The sequence below is a fragment of the Thalassobacillus sp. C254 genome (assembly GCF_001310615.1).
The window spans coordinates 22,686-43,525 of record NZ_BAXQ01000031.1 but is presented as its reverse complement, the minus strand read 5'-3'; the positions used below and the strand labels follow the sequence as shown (position 1 = coordinate 43,525).

Below are 20,840 nucleotides of genomic sequence, written 5' to 3'. Positions count from 1 at the left end.
GGGGTGCCTGGCACCATAAGCGGTTGTAATATATTTTTCGCTCATACTAGGGCTTTAAATAGATTTTGTGTTACAGCCCCTGCCGGTGCCAGGCACCATAGTTATAGCCATACGGTTTTTTCTTCAAATGGTGTGCGCTGCTTCTTTTTTTCTGCTCCCTCGCTGTTTTCCGGGTAACCTAAAAATACTGTTCCAACTACCTTTTTGTCTTGTGGCGAACCTATAAAATGATGAAGACGTTCGTCGTGGACAAGACCAACTCCCCTTGTTCTCCAGACAAAACCTAACCCTTGTTCCTCAGCTGCAAGCCACATTGAATGAATCGCACAGCACACAGCATATTCATTGTCTGTAGAATCAGACGCCTTTGGAAGAGTGTCTGATGTGACAACAATAATGACGGGCGTTTGTGTCACTGCTTTCATGGAACTGTCTACTAGCTTTGGCTTTGTTGGAAAACGTTCTTGTAAATATTCATAAGCTAAAGATTCATATTCTTTCTTGGACCTCCCCTGTATCACATAAAAACTCCACGGCTCTCTCATTCTATCATTTGGAGCAGGGTAGCTGCATAGAGCAGGGATTCTATTTTTTCTTTTTCTACCTCTTTGGGTATGTAACTTCGCACTGCCCGCCTTGCTTCCAAACGTTCAAAAACGCTCATTTCTTTCACTCTCCCTTTGTTTTTTTACGAGGAATCTACGAATCTTTTACACCGCTGATCATCCTTTTTCTGAGGTGTAAGCTCCACTTTTAACGTGACGGCGAGATTCGTACATACGTACAGCATGTCCCGGAATTCATTGACTGCTCCGCAGTATCTCGGAAACAAGCTGTCGCCTGTTCCAAACACCCCAGTGGTCAGTTTCTTGCTTCCATATTCCTCAAAGGCAGTATAGAGGTCTCTCATTTCACGGGGAATTTCCCCATTTCCCCAGGTGTATGTCCCAACTGCTACGATCTGAAAGTCCTGAAGCTGTGATAATGGAAAGAGGCTGAAGGATAAGAGACTACGTCGATGTCTCGCATTTCCAAATACTTCTTAATCATTTCTGCCAGCTCTTCGGTGTTCCCGGTCACTGATGCGTAAATAACAGCCGCTTTCATGGTACCTTACAGCTCATCAAATCCATTTGACTGAGTAACTTTCGAATAGGTTCTTGATTTTTGTTCAAAGAAATCTGATTTCGTTTCATTGATCATTTCGTCGCTGTATACTTGGATCCACGGCATAGGGTTGTCCTTTTCTTCATACAGATTGTTCAGTCCTAATTGCCGCAGACGTTTATTTGCTAAATACTCTACATATTCTTCAAATTCATCTAAATCGATACCTTCGACCTCTTTAAGAATGTAATGTGCCCATTCTTTTTCCAGTTCGACGGCATGCCCAATGGTGTCATAGACATAGGAAATGTTCTTGTCTGTATGGAGCTCGGGATTTTCCGCCAGCAAAATCCGTACAAACTGAGAAATAAAGTACGCATGCTGCATTTCATCCCGCTGAATATAACTAATCATCGTGCTTGTTTTCAGCATTTTTTGCTGACGGGCCAAGTGATAGAAAAAAGCAAAACCAGCATAAAAATAAATACCTTCTAAATTAATTGAATTAATGGCTAATTTAAAGAGCGCTTGTGGCGTAGGCTCTTCTCGAAAACTCTCGTAGGCCTCTAAAATCAATTGATTTCTTTTGCGAACAATAGGATCCTCTTTGGCCTGGTTGAACCTTTCATTCTGCTCACGTAAAGGAACAAGGGAACTCAACACATAAGAGTAGGACTCGTTATGGACAGCTTCTTGCTGGGCTACAACCGCAAAAATTGCTTTAAAGCTGGAATCTGTCACATAATCCATTACCTGGCTCATGGTTGGAGTTTGCAGGCTGTCCAATGAGGCAAGCTGAGTATTGATTCTCAGGAACACATCTTTTTCAACATCACTTAAATGATCCCATTGTTTAATATCATCCTGCATATTAATTTCCTGAGCCTTCCAGAAGTTCGAAAGGAGAGTCTGATATAACTCATACATTTGTGGATAAGCTATATCATTCCAGTTAAGCAGTCCTGAAGACTGTCCACTAATGATGCCTGTAGATTTATTCGGGGCTGCTGGATTCATTAATTTCACTTTTGACAATGAGGACATTTCGATCCCTCCTAAAATAGGTTAAGTTAGCTGTGACAAGCTTCACACTCTTCAATTTCTGACTGGGAAGTGCTCCGCACATAATAAGTTGTTTTCAACCCCTGCTTCCAGGCTTCAAAATGAAGGTTGAGCAACTCTTTAGCCTTAATGTCATGACGGACATAAATATTAAAGCTTATTGACTGATCAACATGGCGCTGTCTGGCAGCGTTTTGCCTGATGCTCCAAATCTGGTCCAGTTCATGGCGGGCCCGTTGGTAATAGAGGTACGTATGGTGATTTAAGTCTGGAGCTGTTACCTTAAACTTAAAGTTCTTCTTTTCTTCAGCAAATTCCACTGCGTACAACGGGTCAATTCCATCTGTGGATCCACCGATTTTGGCAGTAGAAGAATTAGGAGCTACAGCCATCATCCATCCGTTTCTCACTCCAGTTGCAGCCACCTCTTCCTGTAATTCCTGCCACCGTTTTGACGTATAGCCTCTTCGCTCAAAATAAAGACCTGTTTCCCACTCAGAACCTTGAAATTTACTATAAGCCCTTTTTCTTTTGCCAATTCCATGGAAGATTGAATCGTGTGATAGGCAATGTCTTCGTATATTTTATCTGCGTATTCCACAGACTTCTCAGATTCCCACTGGATTCCTTTTAATGCCAAAAGGTGATGCCAGCCAAACGTTCCAAGACCCACAGCTCTGTACTTTCTGTTGGTAACTTGCGCCTGACCCACTGGGATGTTGTTTAAGTCAATGACATTATCAAGCATCCTCATCTGAATAGGTATCAGCCTTTCTAAGACATCATCCTTACAGCCGACGGAAGATTAATAGAAGATAAATTACATACCACAAAATCTCCTGGTTTACGGACAATAACAATGTTTCCCTCTTCGTCTTCATACTCTTGACTAATAGGAGAAGGTGACATATTTTGTGTAATTTCTGTGCATAAATTACTGCAATAGATAGAGGTTCTTCCCTCCCCTTTCAAATGCTTGTTTGAATTTTGACGATTTACTTCATCCCGGTAGAACATGTAAGGTGTTCCAGTTTCCAGCTGTGCCACCATAATTCTTGCCATGATATCCATGGCTCGGTAGGTCTTTCGCGGAAGAAGAGGGTGATTGACTGCTTCTTCATACTTTTCTGTAAAATATTTACGGTCTTCCTCGTCATAAAAGTCTTCAAGACCAACCGGAGTGCCATCTTCACTCTTCCAGCCCATGATTTGTTTCACCTGGTGAGGACAAAACACATGCCATTCGCCTATGCTTCTTCCGTTCTCATCTGTCTCCTGTAACTTATGCATAAATAGGTCAGGTATCGTAACCCCGGTAAAAATATCGTGAGCTTTCCTTCTTTCATCACCATTATTTGTTTTTAAGTCAAGAAAACCGTTCATAATGTCCTTGTGGAATAAGTCTAAATAAACAGCCACCGCCCCTTGACGCTGTCCCAGCTGGTCCACACTCACAGCTGTGTCATTAATCAGCCTGATCCACGGTACCACTCCAGAGGAATTACCTTTAAACTTCTTTATATCTGATCCTAAAGCTCTTACCTTCCCATAATAAATACCAATCCCACCGCCATCCTTGCTGAGGCGGGCAATGTCCCAGTTATTCAGGTAAATACTGTCAAGTGAGTCATCAACTGTATCTATAAAACAAGAAGACAATTGACCAAAACTTTTTCCTGCATTAGATAAAGTAGGAGTAGCAACCGTCATATATAAATTGCTTAGTGCCCAATAAGCTTCCTTAACCTTTTCCAGCCTTTTGTTTTTTTCTTCCTTCTGCATAAGGGTCATCGCAATGATCATAAACCGCTCCTGCGGCAGCTCAAATACTTTCCCCTCATGATCTCTCGCTAAATACCGGTCTGCCAGTAAAAATAAACCTATGTAAGTAAACAACTCATCTCGCTTGGGTTCAATTTCCCGTTCTAATTCCTTAATTTCCTGTTCAGAATATGCTGCTAACAAATGATCGGAATAGATTCCTTTCTCACGTAACGTTTTCATTAGCTTATACAAGCTTCCATATCGTCTTTCCGCCGTGCTGTACCCTCTATGTAAAGCCGCCTGCTTGTATAGTTCATTTAAATACAGCCGTGCTGCAACAAACGTCCAGTCTGGCTGGTCCATTTGTATTTGGTTTAATGCATAGAGCATAGCTTGATGGTTCACGTCTTTATCCGTTCCGGTAAAAGATGTAATATATTCTTTGATTTGCTTTGCATTAAAATTGTAACGATCAAAAGCTTTATCAATTGTATCCATCACTTCATGTAATTCCTCTTTAACATGTACTGTCATTTTCTTCCTCCTTATTCCTGCTTTATTCTAAGCTGGCCGTTGTCGTCTCACCGCTCCTGATATTTTTTCGAATTAAAAAATCCGCTCAAATTAATGTGAGCGGATGAAACGATAGCAAGTAATGGAGAAAGATACTTTGGTCTTTCTCTGTGCCACCGTTTCATCTTCTCAATCCCCGAAGAAGGTGAAACATCTTAAGATAAGACAGGTCTCCTGACTTGTGCGTCTTCCGTCCATGAGCTCCTTCCCGTATAAAAACCGATCAAGTTTATTTATACAGTGGATACGACTCATTTCGTCAGCACTTACAGTTGCGGGGGCAGTCTTGGATTTTCACCAAATTCCCTTTTACGCCAAATGGCATCTCATCTCAAGGCAAACAATATATAGTTTTATCGATAACAAAAAACACAATATCTTGTGAAATTCTACATTTATACTACATGACTTATCCCAATTTAGCAAGTTCATAGATCCATAGATTATTAATTTATTTCTTCAAATGTAAAGCATCTCTACTATTACATGGGGGGAGCATTTGACGTCAATTATCACATTTTGTCGTAATACCCGAAAAGTCTAAGGCTGCGTTGTTTTTCTTTTCCTATTCGCTGAAAATACATTTATTTTACCTACACTAACCCCTGCATAAAAGAATTAATACCTCAGTGAAGCAACGGACTTACTAATAACCATCCTCTCCGTTTCATATCCCTTACTTTTTAAGTAATACTCCATTCCTGCTTTAGCAATGTCTATGTTATTTTTCGGACCGATGGTCACACGTTTTATAGGAAGTTTCTCTGGAAAATGAATCGTAATAAACGGGATGATTACTCCATTTGAAGCCCGGAAGAAAACCTCTGGGCCCCTCTCTTTGGTAGTGAGCTTTCGTGGAAGAGCAATTCGATATTCTTCTTCACTTTTAAAAGCCTCATCCTTAAAAAAGATCGAACAAGTTGCTAGTATAGAAAAGAAATGTTCTGAAAGCTCTCCACCGATTTCTTGCAGCGTATACTGAGGGTGAAGGCGGGATAGATATTGAAAGGTTTCCATGAGAAAATCCATAACAATTTGTTCTTGTTCTCTTCTGTCGTATATTACCCTTCCATACACTAAGGTATATTCACGGGCAAAATGACTGGAAAAATCATTTATTTTTTTCAGCATGTCACCAGAGGAAAAGCCGATATTGTATCCGTCGCCTTTTGCGTAGTTATACCAAAGAGCCAAAGAGTCTTTATTTTCGGTCAGGGAGAATATATATACTTCAAAATCGTCAAGGTCTATCTTCTCCATAAACCTTTGCCACGTCTGTTTTAATTCTAAAATAAATAACTTTTTCAGTTCCTGTATATATGTATCTTCCCCAAAGTTATCCGTCAGCTTACTTTCGACCTGTCCCAATACTTTATTAATAATTCCTTCTATATAAATAAGTTCATTTGAGTCATTTAAAAAGGTTCCTCTGCTCATCCACAAATTGTTTGTTTCTACCATGCCCATTAAACTATCTAAACCGGTGTAATGATACAGTTCCTTTTGTACAGTGTGATCTTTTCTGATTTGCTGGTCTACCGACTGCCAAAAATGCAGCGATAAAGCCTCTGCCAGTGTCCCCTTTTTATCCATGGTTTCTCCCCTTCTACTCAAGCATAAGTCTTATTTCCAGCTTGTATTTTCCCTTCTTTGTGTAAGAATAATCCCGGTCCACGATTTTTTCATTGGTGCACCCCATGTACTGGTATGCGTGACTCAGAATATCAAGAGCTCATTTAGGCATTATACATTTACCCAAATCCTTTCGGCTTACTGTCTATTTTCGTTCGACTCCTGCTTTTTCCAAAGGGGCCACTCTTCGACATGACTAATATAACTTGGAACTTTGACAGAACCTATGAAAAAAGACGGTCTCAAAAAATTTTCATTGAGACCACCCTTTTTTATCTACTTCTTTTTTTGCTGAAATGATCTTTCTTTTGCCGGCTCTGTACTTCCAGGTTCATCTGGGCTTTTTTGTGAACGGTAGGCCTCGTTTATAAACGAGCTTCCACTTTTCTTTGTGTTTTTATGGCTCACCCTCTTCACCCCCTCCTTATATAATGTTAGCTATTAGCCGCATTTTATTTGAGGGAGGGTAAAATAAGTGAGGTCTATCTGTAATGGGGGAGGAGAGCGGCCCCTATCGCTCCTGCCTTTTGCCCCGACAAGGCTTCGTAAATCTCGGCCTCTTTCTTAAATCTCGGGTAGACCAAATGATTTGTCTTTTCCTTAAGCTGGCCTAAAAAGTATGATGAAGAAGCCATCACTCCTCCTCCCAAGATAAGCTTATCAGTTTAATAAAAAGATGACATTCGCGAGCAGTATAGACAGGTTTGTAGTAAATTGATCCACAATTCCCGCTGAAATTTCTTCCTTTTCCACTTCAGCTAAATAAAAGAGTTGTCTTACATTTCCTGGTATACCCGCACTTTGGCATTGCTTCTCCAATGCTTTTCCGCTTACTGCATCTTTAAAGCTTTTGCCGGAATTCATCATCATATAACCGACTTCCCCTGAAAATCCATCTTTCCCATGAATGATTTCCTTGTTTACAATATAAGAGCCTCCAACGCCTGTGCTAACTGTAAGGTAGAATATACTCTCAGCATCAGCGCCTATACCGTTCACAGCTTCTGCAAGAGCAGCACAATTTGCATCATTTTCAACAAATACAGGAACTCCCCAGTATTGTTCCATCATTTCTTTTAAGGGAACGTTCTCCCATCCAGGCAGGTTTGGGGGACTTTTTATAACACCTTTCCAAGGATCTAAAGGGCCAGGGCTTCCTATCCCTATCGCTCCTACCTTTTCATTTTCTTTAACAAAAGCCGTTATTTCATTAATTTCATCAATAATCTCATCAGGCCCTCTTTCCGGATGAGTACTTCTTATATTTTCCTTTACTATTTGTTGGTGTTCATTCAGTAACACCGCTCGAATATTTGTACCGCCAATGTCTACGCCTACTGTATTCATAGGTGCCTGGCACCACTTTCCCTTGTCATGTGCTGCCCCCTTATTTCAACCTTATCCCCAAAAGAATGTTACAATCCTTTCTGGTGCCTGGCACCATGATTATCCGTGAATGTCTCTTTTGTTATATGCAATATATCCTGCCCCAAGGCATAGTAACGTAAGAAAGGTTAGGGTGGCGAGAGCAGTAACATTCACATCCTCTACCGGGAGCTGTGGCACATGCCCATATGGTGAGAGGACAGAAAGCCACTCTTCAAATTGCAGAAGCCCTCCCAGGTAGACAACAATAAAGGAATAAAGCAAGTAACCCCAAACAGCCGACACGGCATTAGGGGCTTTTCCAATCAGGAGTACAGCAATCGAAACCATTAACCAAATTGCCGGGAGGTAAACCATCCCTGCGCTATATAGGGTTCCAAAAGCGAGGCCCTCCTCCATAGAAATATTCCCTGCAATCCATAGACCGGTAACAGCAAGCGACATCATAACAAAAGAAACAATAACTGAAATAAGCAAGTAACTGCCAAGGAGGGTGTTTCTAGATACACTGCGGCTTAGGATATGTCTATTCGATTTTTCTTCTCTTCACTTACAATCTTTAAAACTGCCATAAGCGCTGGAATCGTGGAGATCATAGCCATAATTGCCATCAGCATTGTGATAAATTGCTCAGTTAAAGTAAATCCCTCTATGGATGGAAGCATTTCTTCCATCATCTCGATCCCTTCAATAAATGCTTCCAAATCTCCCAGTACTGATCCATAGGATACACCAAGAACAAACATGCCGACTCCCCAGGTAATCAAACTGACTCTCTGCAATCTGAAAGCCAGACCCAATGGACTAAGCAAAGAGCCTGATCCCCGGCTTTTCCCTGGCCTTTCCGGAAAAAAACCCGCACCGATGTCACGAATGGCTTGCAAATAAAGAGCAACAACGAATAAGATAATCGAAATAACCAGCGTGACTATGACAGGCCACCAGTAGTTCGTTACATATACTTCTGTTCCTAAAATCCACCCAATGGGGATGCCCAGGACAAAGTCTGATTGCCTACATCACCAATAGCCCGAATCAGATAAGAAAGCCCGAGCACAGCAAACGAAAACCCTATCACACCTCTTGAGTTATTTAGTAGTTGAGAGAAAACTGCGGTGAGACTTGTAAAAAATATTCCTGTAGCCCCTAAAGCTGCTCCGTATAATAGAGATCCTTCTAAATCCATGCTCTCAATTCTAAGCGAGTACAGACCGAGACCAATCACTAACGCTACCAATAGGTTAACCATAAACAACACCATAACCGCTGCGGTGGTAGGAGCTAATCTTCCAGAAGGAAGTGAACGAATAAGTTCTACCCTCCCGGCTTCCTCATCAGCTCTTGTAGAACGAACAAGAAGAAGAATACTCATGATGGCTACCGTCACAGCAGTAAAAAGGAGCATCTGATGAGCCATCATCGCACCTGTAGTATAGTTATCCAAACCATATCCCTGGCCTACCATAGCAGTCATAGCTGGATTGTGCATTGTATCGGCTATGGCCTGCCGTTCTTGCTCATTTTGGTAAAGGTCTGTAAAAGCTAAAGCTGTCACAAAGGTAAGGCCTGCTAAAGCGATCAGCCAAACGGTAATTCTGAACCGGTCTTTTTTTAAATAAAAGGAGGCTGACTTTCCTGTATTCTTAAACAGCTTTTCACTCATTAAGACTCCCCTCCGTTCCTTTCCCGAAAAGAAGAGGAAGTTTCATAATGGCCCATAAATAAATCCTCCAGCGTGGGAGGAGCACTTTCCAATTTAACTACTCCAAACTGACTTATATATTTTATTACCTGGTCCAGGTCCTCTGTATTCACTTGAAAAGAAAGAGCCTGTTCTTTCTCTTCTATATGATAAACTCCTTTTACCTCTTCAAGTGCTGTGATCGGCTCTTTGGTCTCCACTGAAATACTGGTCCTTGTCAAATGCCGAAGTTCCTTTAAGGAGCCTGATTCTATAATTTTTCCCTGCCTGATAATCCCGACCTGGTCACATAACCTTTCTACTTCTGAAAGGATATGGCTTGAAAGTATGACGCTTTTCCCTTGTGCCTTTGCTTCCTGAACGCATTCTTGAAAAACTCGTTCCATTAGTGGATCCAGTCCTGAAGTAGGCTCATCAAAAATATAAAGGTCCGCTTCCGAGGACAAAGCAGAAATTAAAGCGACCTTTTGCCGATTTCCTTTTGAATACGCTCGGCATTTTTTTGAAGGATTAAAATCAAATCTTTCTATTAATTCCTCCCGTCGGCTATGATCACCCGCTCCTCGTAATTTTACAAACAAATCAATGACCTCTCCTCCCGTTAAGTTAGGCCATAAATTAACGTCTCCCGGTACATACGCAAGCCGTTTATGAATCTCCACAGCATCTTTCCATGCATCTTTTCCAAAGATCCTGGCCTCACCGCTTGTGGCCTTTAAGACGCCTAATAATATCCGGATCGTTGTAGACTTTCCTGCTCCATTCGGGCCGATAAACCCGTATACCTCCCCCTCTTTCACTTCCATGTTTACGCCATCCAGTGCCATAACCTTTCCAAACCTTTTGGTTAAGCTTTTCGTTTGCAGAACATTCATTTTTCTGCCTCCCCTTACTTATAAAAGCTTGTTTTTAAGATTTCCAGATACTCGTCAAACTCCTCCCAATAAGGTTCCATATCCACTGAAGTAAAAGGCTTTCCTTTAAGCTTGTTAAGCAGTTCATTCTGATAGCCTTCCATCGACCATCGGATCAGCTTAAATGCCTTGTCTACGTCAATATCCTTTCGAAAAAAAGAGTAATCGATGTTTTCGTATAAAATTGAGTTGCCAAGTGTCTGAAGCTTTAAAATTTCGTCATGTAATTCCTTTGGCAGTTGGTCCTTATCACTCAGTAGCAGTGTCCCCATAAATTGAAATACGTGAGGATGATCAGCAAAAGCTTGCATCTTCATCTTCGAAGCCTGTTTAAATCGTTTAATAAAATCTCTTTCTTCTTCATTAATCTTTTTAATATAACGGTTGATCGTTACATCCAGACTATACTTTACAAGGTAACGGTACAATTCTTGTTTATTCTTAAAATAATAAAACAACATCCCCTTGCCGATTCCTGCTTTTTTTACGATACGATTGGTAGAAGCCTGATCAAATCCGTGCTCAGCAAATTCCTGCAGTGCGGCATTTAATATCCGCTGCTGCTTTTCACCTTCTAAGTTGTTGAACGTCTCGGACATGCCTTCATTTCTCCCTCCTCTTACTCATTTATTTCACTACTGCGCAAAATAGACCACTATGGTCTATAAATCATAGCACCACCGACCATAGTGGTCAATCAGAACTTTTCCAGTATCTTGTTTCTTTACGAAGAAAAGAAAAAATGCCCTGAATTCTTTTAAGAAAAGAAAACAGAGCATGATTAATTACGGATAATAATATAAACAAGGTAACCAATGTAGGCCGCTACCAGCAATAATCCTTCCAGTTTCCCTACCTTACATTCAGTACGGGAAAAAATAAACAATACTATCGTCAGAATCAACATAACAATGACATCAAATATATTTTAGTTTCTACCGGTAGAGGAATAATAAGAGACGCCGCTCCAAGGACAAAGAGGATATTAAAGATTGAACTGCCAACTATGTTCCCTAAGGCAATTTCACTTTCTTTTTTTAACGCAGCAGTTACTGAAATTACCAGTTCCGGCAAAGAAGAGCCGATAGCTACAATCGTCAGGCCCACCAGTGTTTCACTCATGCCAAACCTGATTGCAATTTCAGTACTGCTTTCTACCACCAGATATCCTCCAAAAATGATTGCCGCAAGTCCTCCTGTGGAGAAAAGAATATGTCTTCCCCATTTCCGTTTATCCGGTTGTTCGGTGATCTCTTTTTCCATTTGGCTGCGATTATTTCTCGCTGCTTCTATGACGTAATACAAAAATATAGCAAAAAACAAAAGAAAAATGATGCCGTCTCCCCTGGTAATGACGTTCACAGCAGTGTTTTCAAGATACTGATCACTCATCAAAACAAGCAGCACAATACATGCCAGAAAGGCAAAAGGAATCTCCTTTTTAATGGTAGCATTTGTAACCTTTAATGGAGAGAGAAATGCCGTTACACCTACGACAAGAGCTATATTAATGATATTGCTTCCTACCACATTACCAAGGGTTACTCCTGCACTTCCTTCCAATGCAGCTATGATACTTACTGTTGCTTCTGGAGCACCTGTACCAAATGCAACGATTGTAAGACCCACAAGCAAAGGCGAGATTCGGAGCAGCTTTGCGATCGCAGCCGTGCTTTCGACAAAGTAATCAGCTCCTTTTACGAGCAGCACAAATCCGAGGACCAGCAATAGATATACCATATTTCCTTATCCATCCCTTTACTATTCTATATAGATAAGGTGTACGATTTCATCCTATCCTATCCTGATCTTTTCCTTTGTTTTTCACTCATCTTTTTATAAAAACGGGGATACTATTCTTATTACTTCTGGGTGAAAATGGAGGACGCTATGCTTTTTAACATATTCTTCGGGTTTGTACTTCCATGGATTATTCTTTTTGTTCTTTGGCGAAAATTCCCTGAAGTCATTATTCTCTTTGTTCCTCTTGGGATTGCCATAGCCTTTGTTTCTAATGATTGGGGTATGAATATTTTTTGGTATACAGAACCCTATATTGAAAAAAATGAATCTTTGTCTGCCTTTCCTTTGAATCTTGGATACTTTCCTCTCATGGCTTGCTTATTTGTTACAGCGATAATGAAGTATCAATTTTCAAGGATTACATTAATAGTATTTTTCACAATTTTCTTTAGTGCTGTTGAATATATAGCCCTCGTTTTCGGAAGAGTTCATTATTTGAATGGCTGGGATATCATTTTTACTTCAGGCATATACCTTGCTGGCTTTGTTATTACCTCGGTGTATGCAAACCTCCTTTCAAAATATAAAATGCTTTCCCTAACGTAGTTATTCTACATATCAAGGTAGGTACTATATGAAAAATCAATGTGCACCCTTAGTAAAAAAGCTGCCCGAGGCAGCTTTTTTATTTGAACGTGGTACGTTATTTACTTGGAAATCCGGTTAAATACTGTTTAGGTACTTCTATCTCTTTATTTAAAGCAGCGGCAGCTTCCAGGGTCCAATAAGGATTTCTCAGCATTCCTCTTCCAACGGCCACAAGGTCTCCATCTTGATTTCCAACCACAGCGTTTGCCAGATGAGGTTCATCCAAGCGTCCTACTGCGATAACAGGCACCTGTAACGAATCTTTAATTTCTCTGGCTAAAGGCACCTGGTATGCCGCATGGGTCCCTGGCTTGCCTGCGGCCGCAATTTCCCCCTCACCGCCGGCACTAATGTGAAACATATCAACCCTGCTTGCTGGTATTCCTTTGAAAAGCTTATGCTCTCTTTAAGCCCATAGCCTCCTTCCACATACTCCATTGCGGAAATTCGCATGATTAAAGGCATATCCTCTGGCATTTCACTTTTTGCAGCCTTAATAACTTCTTTGCCAAATCTGGCTCGGTCTTCCCCATATTCATCCGTTCTTTTATTTGTGAGAGGAGATTGAAATTGATGAATAAGGTATCCATGAGCACCGTGAATTTCAATAGTATCCACTCCGGCTTTGACAGCACGCCGCACAGCCAGACGGAATTTCTCTACCATCTCTTTTACTTCGTCTGTCGTTAATTCCCGGGGAACCTTATATTTCTCACTAAAACGAATCGCCGAGGGGGCAACCGGCTCTTCTGCATCCTCAGCTTTCCTTCCAGCATGAGCTATTTGAATACCTGCCTTTGCTCCGTGCCTGCGCGCCTCATCAATAATGCGGGCAAAGGCAGGGATTTGTTCATCTGACCACAGTCCCAGGTCATAATCCGATATTCGTCCATCCGGCTCCACATCAGTCATCTCAATGATAATTAAACCAGTTCCTCCGACAGCCCTGCTCACATAATGAATATAATGCCATTCATTTGGCACACCGTCTTTTTTTGTAACTGAATACTGGCACATGGGTGGCATAACGACTCGATTTTTAAGTTCTAATCCTTTTATTTTGTAATTACTGAATAAATGATCCATTACTTTGTCTCCTTTGTGAGGTAATTGTTTGTGTCTGACTGGCTTTGTGAAACCTCATGCCTTATCCTCGCATTTCACAAACATCTTAACAAAAAAGGAATGAGAAATATAATTAACAGCTTCAGCAACCAACGATACCACTATTATGTACATTATGTGAATTGATCTTGCTCATAAGGGGAAGGATGTGTGTTTTAAAGAGTGTATAAGTCTAAAAAACCCCCCTTCCTTTTTTGGAAGAGAGGATATAATAAAAAACTAATATATATTACTAATTATGTTCAGATTTTTCATTCTTCACTTCTATGGTTTGCGTGATAACTAAAAACACTGTGAGTAAGACCGAAAAAAACAATAGCTGGCTCCATTCCTGAAAACGTACTAAACCTGCAGAATAAACAGCAGCTAAAATAACAATTAATAATCTAAATAACCCCACTCCATCACCTGCTCTTGAAATATTTCACGTTATGATACCATTACACACTGTGTAACAGCTACCCTTTTTAAACAAAATATTATTTATTATAAATCAAAAAATCGTTTGCCGATAAAAAGACGCGTTAGAACTCAAGGATAGACTGGACTTCTTTAGCTTTTGACAACTATTCTTATACTGCCTTGTGTAGTTCCTCTTATAAAAAAAGCTGATCTAAGTTTTCATAGACCAGCTTCTTACATTTACTACTATTTCTCTTCAAGACGGGCAATTCTTTCATCAAGATCAGGGTGAGTCGAGAAAAGCCTTGCCATACCGCCTTTTCCGTTGATTTTCATCGTCTGTACGGCCGAATCATCGGTACGGTCATTAACCTGAGCTCGGTTAACATGAGTTTTCAACGATCTCAGGGCATGAGCCATTTTATCACGTCCCGCTAAGTCCGCTCCTCCCCGGTCTGCATGAAACTCCCTGTACCTGGAGTACGCGGTCACTACAAGACTTCCAAGGATGGAAAATAAAATTTGAAAAATAAAGATAGCGGCAAAACGAACAACAGTCTGCATTTCTGAACGAACCAGCCTGGAAACAAGAATTGCAGCAATTCTTGCGAAAAAGATGACGAATGTGTTAATTATTCCTTGCAGCAAAGTCATTGTTACCATGTCTCCGTTTGAAACGTGAGCTACTTCATGAGCAATGACTCCTTCCACTGCTGCATCATCCATATGGTTTAAAAGGCCGGATGAAACGGCGACTAGAGAACGCTTCTTCGTTGGACCAGTCGCGAATGCATTCACTTCAGAAGATTGATAAATACCAACTTCTGGCATATGTGTCAGCCCCGCAGCCCGCGAAAAACGGTGTACCTTTTCCACCACTGCTCTCTCCTGAGAAGACAATGGACCATCTGGATCCAGCACTTTCACTCTCATCATTTTCTTTGCAATATAGCGTGACATGGCCAAGGATATAAATGAGCCCAAAAACCCTGCTAATAAACTGAATGCCATTAAGGATACGTAGTCAATGCCCAGACCAGGGCCGCCTGTATCGTATGTTCTCTCTAAATCGGTAAAAGAAGTAATGAGCGACCAGACAATAAAAATCGTGGTTATGACCATGATATTAGTTGTTAAAAAAAGAAATATTCGTTTACCCAATCCAATGCCTCCTGTTATATGTTGATGACCTTAGTATAGTTTATAACATTAACTTCCTTCAGGGAGGGAGTTTGTTAGATTGACACAAAACTCTTTGTGGAATTGAAGTTATTTACCTCTTTGTTTTATTGTCCCACTAAAATATTTCCTTGCTTAGTGTACCCTCTCATATGCATTCAATATGAAGTAGTATTTCCCCTATTGTGTATGCCCTACATAATTATTCCTGATTTACACATCTTAATACAACAAGGAGGAGAGCAGAATGGAGAAGTTTCTTTATTTTTACCTTTTTCTCAGGATTATACCTGATGCTGAAGTATTTGAAATCGCGCTGGTAACCGCTCTTGTTATCTGGTCTTCTCAATACCTGTTTAATAAATTGTTCAATGCCACGCTTCTGCCTTGGATGAGAGAAAGTAATCAAAGAAGAAGGCAACGAGAAGAAAATGAAAGCACAGAGCCCGCCAAAACCTTTTCAGCTCAAGCTGTTAACATCCCTCACCAGAAAAAAGCGGATGACCAATCGTGAGTACGAAACCTCATCAATTTGAAATGAAGGCATCTGAACTGGGCTGCACCCTTATATCATACAGCTTTGGAGTAGGGATCTTAACACTTCCGAGGGATCTTGCCTCGAGACTTGATACCCCAGATGTGGATGACTGTCCTGTTAGCCGGCGTTGTTATCATGGCCTTAATTTATTTATGTGTCGCCCTGCAAAAAAATTTCACCCGGGAAAATGTTTTCGAGTATTTACTTAAAGGCCCCTTCAGCAAATGGATAGCTTTTCTCCTGGTTCCTATTTTCATTATATATTTTATTTTCACATCTGCTGTAGTACTTCGTTATTTTGGGATTGCCTCTAAAATGTATCTGCTCGATCAGACGCCTACTGAAGTGCTTGTAATGGCCATGTTAGTCATAAGTGCCTATGCTGCTTCGAAAGGCATTGAAGGATTATATTTTTAAATATTTTGTTTGTTCCTACCATTGTTTCAGCGTTAATCGGTGTTTCTATTTTAAACATAGGTAATGTTGAAGTTGAAAAGGTGCTTCCTGTGATGCCAGAAGGTGTATTTCATATGTTTGATGGAATCTTTATTCCATTGTTTGCCTTAAACTCAGTAGTTCCTCTATTTTTTTTACTTGGTTTTTTACACAAAAATGAGGTAAAAAGTACACCATTAATGGCGAGTATGGGAATTACTTCCCTCATTTACTCCATTATTGTAATCATCACCTACACCATTTTTTCCGTTGAAACTTCTAAAATCATTGTTTTTCCAACGATTGAAGTAGCCAAGGAAATTGAGCTGGGCGGAATCTTTGAAAGGGTTGAATCTATTTTTTTAGCGATATGGGTACTAAGTATCTTTACCTCTGTTATGCTGTTATTCTTTTTGTCCGTACAAGTCACTCGAGAGATTTTTTTGACAAACAAACAAACCCCGTGGCTGCCCGGTGTATTTGCTTTTATTATCTTCCTTGTTACGTTTTTTCCTGAAAATGAAGCAGAATTGCAAAGCTTCGTTGAATATTTGAATTACTCGGGGCTCTTATTAATTCTCACTGTGCTGCTGGTCACAGGAATCACTATTGCTGTAAGAAAAAACAAGAAAACAAGAGCCTTTCAACTTAAAAACAAATATGCAGGTGAGTGGATTTGAAAAAGATTTCAGCTTGTCTACTATTACTGCTGCTTTCTATACTTCTTACCTCCTGCTGGGACAGAAGTGAAATAGAAGAAATTGGATTTGTCCTTGGAGTAAGTTTTGATCCCCCGGCAGGTGGTGACGCGGCGAATGGTTTGGAAGTGACTCATCAAGTTGCTATACCTGGCGTAGAAGAAACCGCCCAGGAGGAACCGCCTGGTGAAGATTCTTTTATTAATTTAACCGCCACAGAGATGACAAATTTCAAAGTCCTTCGGAATTTAAATACAAAGACGAGCCGAAGATTAAATTTTGAACACCTAAAGGTTCTCATTATTAATCGCAAGCTTCTGGAAGAAGGATACATGGAAGAGATACTGGACTTTTTTATCAGGGATCATGAGATGAGGCGAAGAACAATTCTGTTAATTTCAAAGGAGAAAGCAAGTGATATTCTTCAGTCCAGGCCTCTCCCTGAAAAAATACCTAGTCAGTATATTGATTTCATCAGTGAAAATCACCCTTTTGTTCTTCCAATGGTAAAAAGAATGGAAGTTGGTGAGGTGTTAGAACGAGTCGTTGGACGAAGAAGCTACCTCCTGCCCTGCATTTTCAAATCAGAGGATGGCGAATTGATTCTTCAAGGAGGAGGAATCATGCATGGAATGAAAAATCAATTTATTGACTATTTGCTGGATGAAGATATTGAAGGTTACAACTGGATTACTGGCGGAGCAGAAAAAGGGATTGTTGAAGTAAAAGGTGACAGGACCAAAGGTGAAAGATTTGTTTTTGAAATTGATGATGCTTCTAGTGAAATTACTTATAAAAGAAAAAACGGCAGGGATCATTTTCATGTCAAGCTTACCGCTGAAGGACATGCTGCTGAATTGTGGGGCCATGATATTGACTTAAGTGACCCAGAAACAGTACGGCACATGTCAGCGAGAGTAGAAGAAAAAATAAAAAAACAGGCGGAGAATATTGTTAATAAAATGCAGCATGAATATCACATTGATATTTTTGAAATGATAACTGAAATAAAACGTAGTAACTATTCTTATTGGCAGACCGTCAGGGATACATGGGACACACCTGACGGAGGCTTCTCAAAAGCTACGATTACAATTGATGCAAACGTGGAGATTCGGCACCAGATGCTGATTGAAACATTAGAAAAAGATTAATTCTCTTACAAGGAAGAGAGATACGATGAAAACATTGCTGCAACGAAGAAAATTTTTACGAAACCAACAAAAAGCGACAGCACCAAAACCAAAAAATGACCTGGATCTCTGCTTTTCAGGGGACCTCAAGAAAGACAGCTCTTTCATAAAAGAAGCTATTGGCAGCAGTGAAGAAATAAATCAGCGGTATTTCGGAGTTGCCGGAAAAAGAAAAGCATGTTTGTTTTTCTTGAAGGGATGGCAGACGAACAACTGATTGATCGGGATATCCTTCGTCCTTTAATGGAAATGGATGAAACGCTTCTGGAAACATACAATGAAAAGGGTCTTTTAGCTGAAATTTCAAGTCATATTCTCCCTGTTTCTTCCGTAGAAGCAGAAGGCCAGCTTGATTCTCTTCTTGATAAATTTTTTTCAGGACACACAGTTCTCCTTATTGATGGTTGTAAACAAGCTCTTACCATTGAAGCTATCTCTTTTACAGAACGCTCGGTGGAGCAGCCTGAAACTGAAGTGGTCGTAAGAGGACCAAGAGATGGTTTTACGGAAAACATTCAGACAAATGTAATGCTTCTGCGCAGAAGGCTGAAAGACCCAAACCTCACCTTTGAATATGAAAAGGTCGGTGAACGTTCAAAAACCAGGCTGTCTATTGGCTATATTAAAGGCTTGGCAGATGAGAGTGTGGTAAAAGAAATCAAATATAGAATACAATGCATTGAGTTTGATAACATTCAAGAGCTTGGTATGGTGGAAGAATTTATTAAAGACAATCAATTGTCTATCTTCCCCACCTCTCTTTATACAGAACGTCCCGACAAGGCTGCTTCCTTTCTTAGCAGTGGCCATGTCGCTCTTCTATTGGATGGCACTCCCTATGCGATGATCCAGCCCATTCTTTTTCAGCACTTTTTTAAATCGCCCGAAGATTATTATGAAAACTGGATTATCAGTACACTCATACGCACCCTCCGTACTGGTGCCGTCTTTATCGCTGTCTTTTTACCTGCGTTATATATTGCCTTAGTGTCCTTTCATCAGGGTATGATTCCAACAACCTTAGCCTTGTCAATTGCTGCTTCCAGAGAGGGAGTTCCTTTTCCCTCTTTTATGGAAGCCATTGTTATGGAAATTACGCTAGAGCTATTAAGGGAAGCAGGAATCCGGCTGCCCCGCATGGTCGGACAGACGGTTGGAATAGTCGGCGGCATCGTGATCGGTGATGCTGCGGTAAGAGCAGGCATTGTAAGTCCTATTATGATCATTGTTGTGGCGTTAACAGCTATCGCCTCCTTTACCCTTCCTGTGTATAACATTAGTATTGCCATTAGGATTCTACGGTTTGCCTTCATGATTTCCGCAGCCTTTCTGGGCCTTTACGGGATAATCATTGGATTGATTATTGTATTTATTCATCTGTCAAGCTTGAAGAGCTTTGGAAGTCATTATCTTTCCCCTTTTTCACCCTTTCGTTTTCTTGAATGGGGAGATATGATCTTGAGACTTCCTTTAAGCAATTTTCAGCGGAGAAGCGAGGAACCTCCTATAAAAGATAAATTACGGCAAAAAACGTAATCTGTTCATATAGAAACGCAATAAATTGAAGTGCAACACAGCGCACAGCGAAAGTTAAAAGAGTAAAGGGACTACGATAGAGATAAATATGGCGGCGAGTCCCATGGCTGTTCCTGCCATAGCACCTTGAAGCTGACCTTCTCTTGCAATTTCAGCTGTTCCTTGTCCATGGGCGATCGTTCCCATGGACAGACCACGGGACACTGGATGGGAAATGTTTAACCTTGTTAGCAGCCAGGGCCCGAGCATCCCGCCAATCGTTCCAGTCGCCACTACAAAAGCAGCTGCAAGTGAAGGATCCCCATTTATTAACGTCGTCGTTTCCACTGCAATAGGCACAGTTGCCGATTTTACAGTTAGAGAAGCAACAATTGAATCAGACAGGCCAGATAGTTTAGCGATGGCAGTGATTGAAAGGATGGCTGCTAATGAGCCCAGAACCAAGCCTGCCCCCCAAATGAGACTGTACTCCATGATTAGCTTTCTATTCTTATATAAAGGTACAGCTAGCGCAGCCGTCGCCGGACCTAACAGATACGTCATGATCTCTTTTGCCGGTTCATACTGTTCGTAGGAAACACCGCCTAAGAGAAAAATACATATGAGAATCGTTGTACTGAAAAAGACAGGTGTTGTAAAAGGCGAAGGAAACCTTTTTCCGACCTTTCTAGAAAGCAAATACACTCCTACCGTCAGAAATATACTAGCAGCTGTTACTGGTATCACCACAATCGGCTCCCTCCTTCTTTTTAGCTAGATATTGCGATATAAATCCCGTTATAAACATTCCTATCCCTGTACTAATAATCAAGCCCAAAACCAGAATCAGGCCATGTTGCAGAAAGAATTCTCCAAAGTTCATTAAACCAACAGCAATAGGTATAAAAAAGAAAGCTAAATGTTTAATGAGGAGATTAGCGGCTCTCTCTACAAATTTCAGAGGAATAATGCCTGAAGCTAATAAACTGACAAGTATAAGCATCGCCATGACGTTTCCTGGTAAAGAAAGATTAAAAACGTTCACTAAAAGGTATCCTGCCTCATTAATCAGCCACAAAAGAAATAGTTGAAAAACAAGCAAGCTGTAATCGCGCCACATTATGATCTCCTCCTTTCTGCTTCTTCCCCAGTCCACCCTTTTTTTCTGGGGTGGCACCTTTGTGAGACTTATTATAAACTGAATACAACCTATAAATAAAATAC

The 20,840-nt window shown here is 40.7% G+C and carries 24 protein-coding genes, 4 pseudogenes and 1 riboswitch; of the genes and pseudogenes, 7 read left to right on the top strand and 21 right to left on the bottom strand.

What is annotated here, in order from left to right; all coding sequences use genetic code 11:
• Positions 1 to 101: 101 nt before the first annotated feature.
• The 16 genes and pseudogenes from JCM19033_RS19600 to JCM19033_RS19555 form a co-directional block, all read right to left on the bottom strand.
• Positions 102 to 664: pseudogene (locus JCM19033_RS19600) on the bottom strand (nitroreductase).
• Between the two features lie 24 nt (positions 665 to 688).
• Positions 689 to 961 (bottom strand): flavodoxin domain-containing protein, encoded by a 273-nt coding sequence (locus JCM19033_RS19595; protein ID WP_269758425.1) that lies wholly within the window; start codon positions 959 to 961, stop codon positions 689 to 691.
• Positions 955 to 1,107: a hypothetical protein gene (locus tag JCM19033_RS26725; RefSeq protein ID WP_269758423.1), complete on the bottom strand. Its 153-nt coding sequence runs from the start codon at positions 1,105 to 1,107 to the stop codon at positions 955 to 957. The genes JCM19033_RS19595 and JCM19033_RS26725 overlap by 7 nt, the downstream gene beginning before the upstream one ends.
• A 6-nt stretch (positions 1,108 to 1,113) precedes the next feature.
• Complete coding sequence (locus JCM19033_RS19590) at positions 1,114 to 2,151, bottom strand: ribonucleotide-diphosphate reductase subunit beta (RefSeq protein WP_054637578.1); 1,038 nt, start codon at positions 2,149 to 2,151, stop codon at positions 1,114 to 1,116.
• Positions 2,152 to 2,177: 26 nt separating this feature from the next.
• Positions 2,178 to 2,917, bottom strand: a pseudogene (locus JCM19033_RS26720) (hypothetical protein).
• 26 nt (positions 2,918 to 2,943) lie between these two features.
• Positions 2,944 to 4,467, bottom strand: a complete 1,524-nt coding sequence (locus tag JCM19033_RS19585) for a ribonucleotide reductase N-terminal alpha domain-containing protein (RefSeq protein WP_269758422.1) — start codon at positions 4,465 to 4,467, stop codon at positions 2,944 to 2,946.
• A gap of 185 nt (positions 4,468 to 4,652) precedes the next feature.
• Positions 4,653 to 4,850: riboswitch (cobalamin riboswitch) on the bottom strand.
• 274 nt (positions 4,851 to 5,124) lie between these two features.
• On the bottom strand, positions 5,125 to 6,099 hold the full coding sequence (locus JCM19033_RS19580; protein WP_054637577.1) for a DUF2971 domain-containing protein: 975 nt from the start codon (positions 6,097 to 6,099) through the stop codon (positions 5,125 to 5,127).
• 315 nt (positions 6,100 to 6,414) lie between these two features.
• Complete coding sequence (locus JCM19033_RS26715) at positions 6,415 to 6,546, bottom strand: hypothetical protein (protein WP_269758421.1); 132 nt, start codon at positions 6,544 to 6,546, stop codon at positions 6,415 to 6,417.
• A gap of 74 nt (positions 6,547 to 6,620) precedes the next feature.
• Positions 6,621 to 6,788 (bottom strand): ROK family protein, encoded by a 168-nt coding sequence (locus JCM19033_RS23820; RefSeq protein WP_269758420.1) that lies wholly within the window; start codon positions 6,786 to 6,788, stop codon positions 6,621 to 6,623.
• 10 nt (positions 6,789 to 6,798) lie between these two features.
• Positions 6,799 to 7,485: an ROK family protein gene (locus JCM19033_RS19575; RefSeq protein WP_054637576.1), complete on the bottom strand. Its 687-nt coding sequence runs from the start codon at positions 7,483 to 7,485 to the stop codon at positions 6,799 to 6,801.
• A 99-nt stretch (positions 7,486 to 7,584) separates the two neighbouring features.
• A complete protein-coding gene (locus JCM19033_RS27745; protein WP_306301412.1) occupies positions 7,585 to 8,001 on the bottom strand; it encodes a hypothetical protein in 417 nt (138 codons plus the stop codon).
• Between the two features lie 38 nt (positions 8,002 to 8,039).
• Positions 8,040 to 8,336 carry a hypothetical protein gene (locus tag JCM19033_RS27740; protein WP_306301411.1) on the bottom strand — a complete coding sequence of 99 codons (297 nt, stop codon included), beginning with the start codon at positions 8,334 to 8,336 and terminating at the stop codon, positions 8,040 to 8,042.
• Positions 8,337 to 8,494: 158 nt separating this feature from the next.
• A complete protein-coding gene (locus JCM19033_RS27735; protein ID WP_306301410.1) occupies positions 8,495 to 9,187 on the bottom strand; it encodes a hypothetical protein in 693 nt (230 codons plus the stop codon).
• The gene (locus JCM19033_RS19565; protein ID WP_054637575.1) at positions 9,187 to 10,101 is read right to left on the bottom strand and encodes an ABC transporter ATP-binding protein; all 915 of its coding nucleotides are present in this window, start codon (positions 10,099 to 10,101) and stop codon (positions 9,187 to 9,189) included. Before JCM19033_RS19565 ends, JCM19033_RS27735 begins: the two co-directional genes overlap by 1 nt.
• A gap of 14 nt (positions 10,102 to 10,115) precedes the next feature.
• Positions 10,116 to 10,739 carry a TetR/AcrR family transcriptional regulator gene (locus JCM19033_RS19560; protein ID WP_054637574.1) on the bottom strand — a complete coding sequence of 208 codons (624 nt, stop codon included), beginning with the start codon at positions 10,737 to 10,739 and terminating at the stop codon, positions 10,116 to 10,118.
• Positions 10,740 to 10,921: 182 nt separating this feature from the next.
• Positions 10,922 to 11,880, bottom strand: a pseudogene (locus JCM19033_RS19555) (calcium/sodium antiporter).
• A 150-nt stretch (positions 11,881 to 12,030) separates the two neighbouring features.
• On the opposite strand from JCM19033_RS19555, the gene JCM19033_RS19550 reads away from it, so the two are divergent.
• Complete coding sequence (locus tag JCM19033_RS19550) at positions 12,031 to 12,489, top strand: hypothetical protein (protein ID WP_054637573.1); 459 nt, start codon at positions 12,031 to 12,033, stop codon at positions 12,487 to 12,489.
• Positions 12,490 to 12,586: 97 nt separating this feature from the next.
• On the opposite strand, the pseudogene JCM19033_RS19545 reads toward JCM19033_RS19550, so the two are convergent.
• The 3 genes and pseudogenes from JCM19033_RS19545 to htpX form a co-directional block, all read right to left on the bottom strand.
• Positions 12,587 to 13,617 (bottom strand): annotated as a pseudogene (locus JCM19033_RS19545) (NADH:flavin oxidoreductase/NADH oxidase).
• Positions 13,618 to 13,888: 271 nt separating this feature from the next.
• Positions 13,889 to 14,056, bottom strand: a complete 168-nt coding sequence (locus JCM19033_RS23815) for a hypothetical protein (RefSeq protein WP_157049985.1) — start codon at positions 14,054 to 14,056, stop codon at positions 13,889 to 13,891.
• Positions 14,057 to 14,304: 248 nt separating this feature from the next.
• On the bottom strand, positions 14,305 to 15,219 hold the full coding sequence (gene htpX, locus JCM19033_RS19540) for a protease HtpX (RefSeq protein WP_054637572.1): 915 nt from the start codon (positions 15,217 to 15,219) through the stop codon (positions 14,305 to 14,307).
• A gap of 265 nt (positions 15,220 to 15,484) precedes the next feature.
• Here htpX and JCM19033_RS19535 point away from each other — a divergent pair, with 265 nt between their 5' ends.
• The 6 genes from JCM19033_RS19535 to JCM19033_RS19510 all read left to right on the top strand — a co-directional run bounded on the left by JCM19033_RS19535 (position 15,485) and on the right by JCM19033_RS19510 (position 19,637).
• Entirely contained in the window at positions 15,485 to 15,751 is a 267-nt protein-coding gene (locus JCM19033_RS19535) for a hypothetical protein (RefSeq protein ID WP_054637571.1), read from the top strand.
• A gap of 129 nt (positions 15,752 to 15,880) precedes the next feature.
• Positions 15,881 to 16,192 (top strand): GerAB/ArcD/ProY family transporter, encoded by a 312-nt coding sequence (locus JCM19033_RS19530; protein ID WP_198153589.1) that lies wholly within the window; start codon positions 15,881 to 15,883, stop codon positions 16,190 to 16,192.
• A 5-nt stretch (positions 16,193 to 16,197) separates the two neighbouring features.
• Positions 16,198 to 16,890, top strand: coding sequence for a GerAB/ArcD/ProY family transporter (locus JCM19033_RS19525; protein WP_054637569.1), 693 nt, complete (start codon positions 16,198 to 16,200; stop codon positions 16,888 to 16,890).
• Entirely contained in the window at positions 16,887 to 18,062 is a 1,176-nt protein-coding gene (locus JCM19033_RS19520) for a Ger(x)C family spore germination protein (RefSeq protein ID WP_054637568.1), read from the top strand. The genes JCM19033_RS19525 and JCM19033_RS19520 overlap by 4 nt, the downstream gene beginning before the upstream one ends.
• 25 nt (positions 18,063 to 18,087) lie before the next feature.
• Positions 18,088 to 18,318, top strand: a complete 231-nt coding sequence (locus JCM19033_RS19515; RefSeq protein ID WP_054637567.1) for a hypothetical protein — start codon at positions 18,088 to 18,090, stop codon at positions 18,316 to 18,318.
• Complete coding sequence (locus JCM19033_RS19510) at positions 18,279 to 19,637, top strand: spore germination protein (RefSeq protein ID WP_054637566.1); 1,359 nt, start codon at positions 18,279 to 18,281, stop codon at positions 19,635 to 19,637. Before JCM19033_RS19515 ends, JCM19033_RS19510 begins: the two co-directional genes overlap by 40 nt.
• A gap of 54 nt (positions 19,638 to 19,691) precedes the next feature.
• Here JCM19033_RS19510 and JCM19033_RS19505 read toward each other — a convergent pair whose 3' ends face one another.
• Together JCM19033_RS19505 and JCM19033_RS19500 are read right to left on the bottom strand one after the other, a co-directional pair.
• Positions 19,692 to 20,366: an LrgB family protein gene (locus tag JCM19033_RS19505; RefSeq protein WP_054637565.1), complete on the bottom strand. Its 675-nt coding sequence runs from the start codon at positions 20,364 to 20,366 to the stop codon at positions 19,692 to 19,694.
• A complete protein-coding gene (locus JCM19033_RS19500; protein ID WP_054637564.1) occupies positions 20,341 to 20,736 on the bottom strand; it encodes a CidA/LrgA family protein in 396 nt (131 codons plus the stop codon). Before JCM19033_RS19500 ends, JCM19033_RS19505 begins: the two co-directional genes overlap by 26 nt.
• Between the last annotated feature and the right edge of the window lie 104 nt (positions 20,737 to 20,840).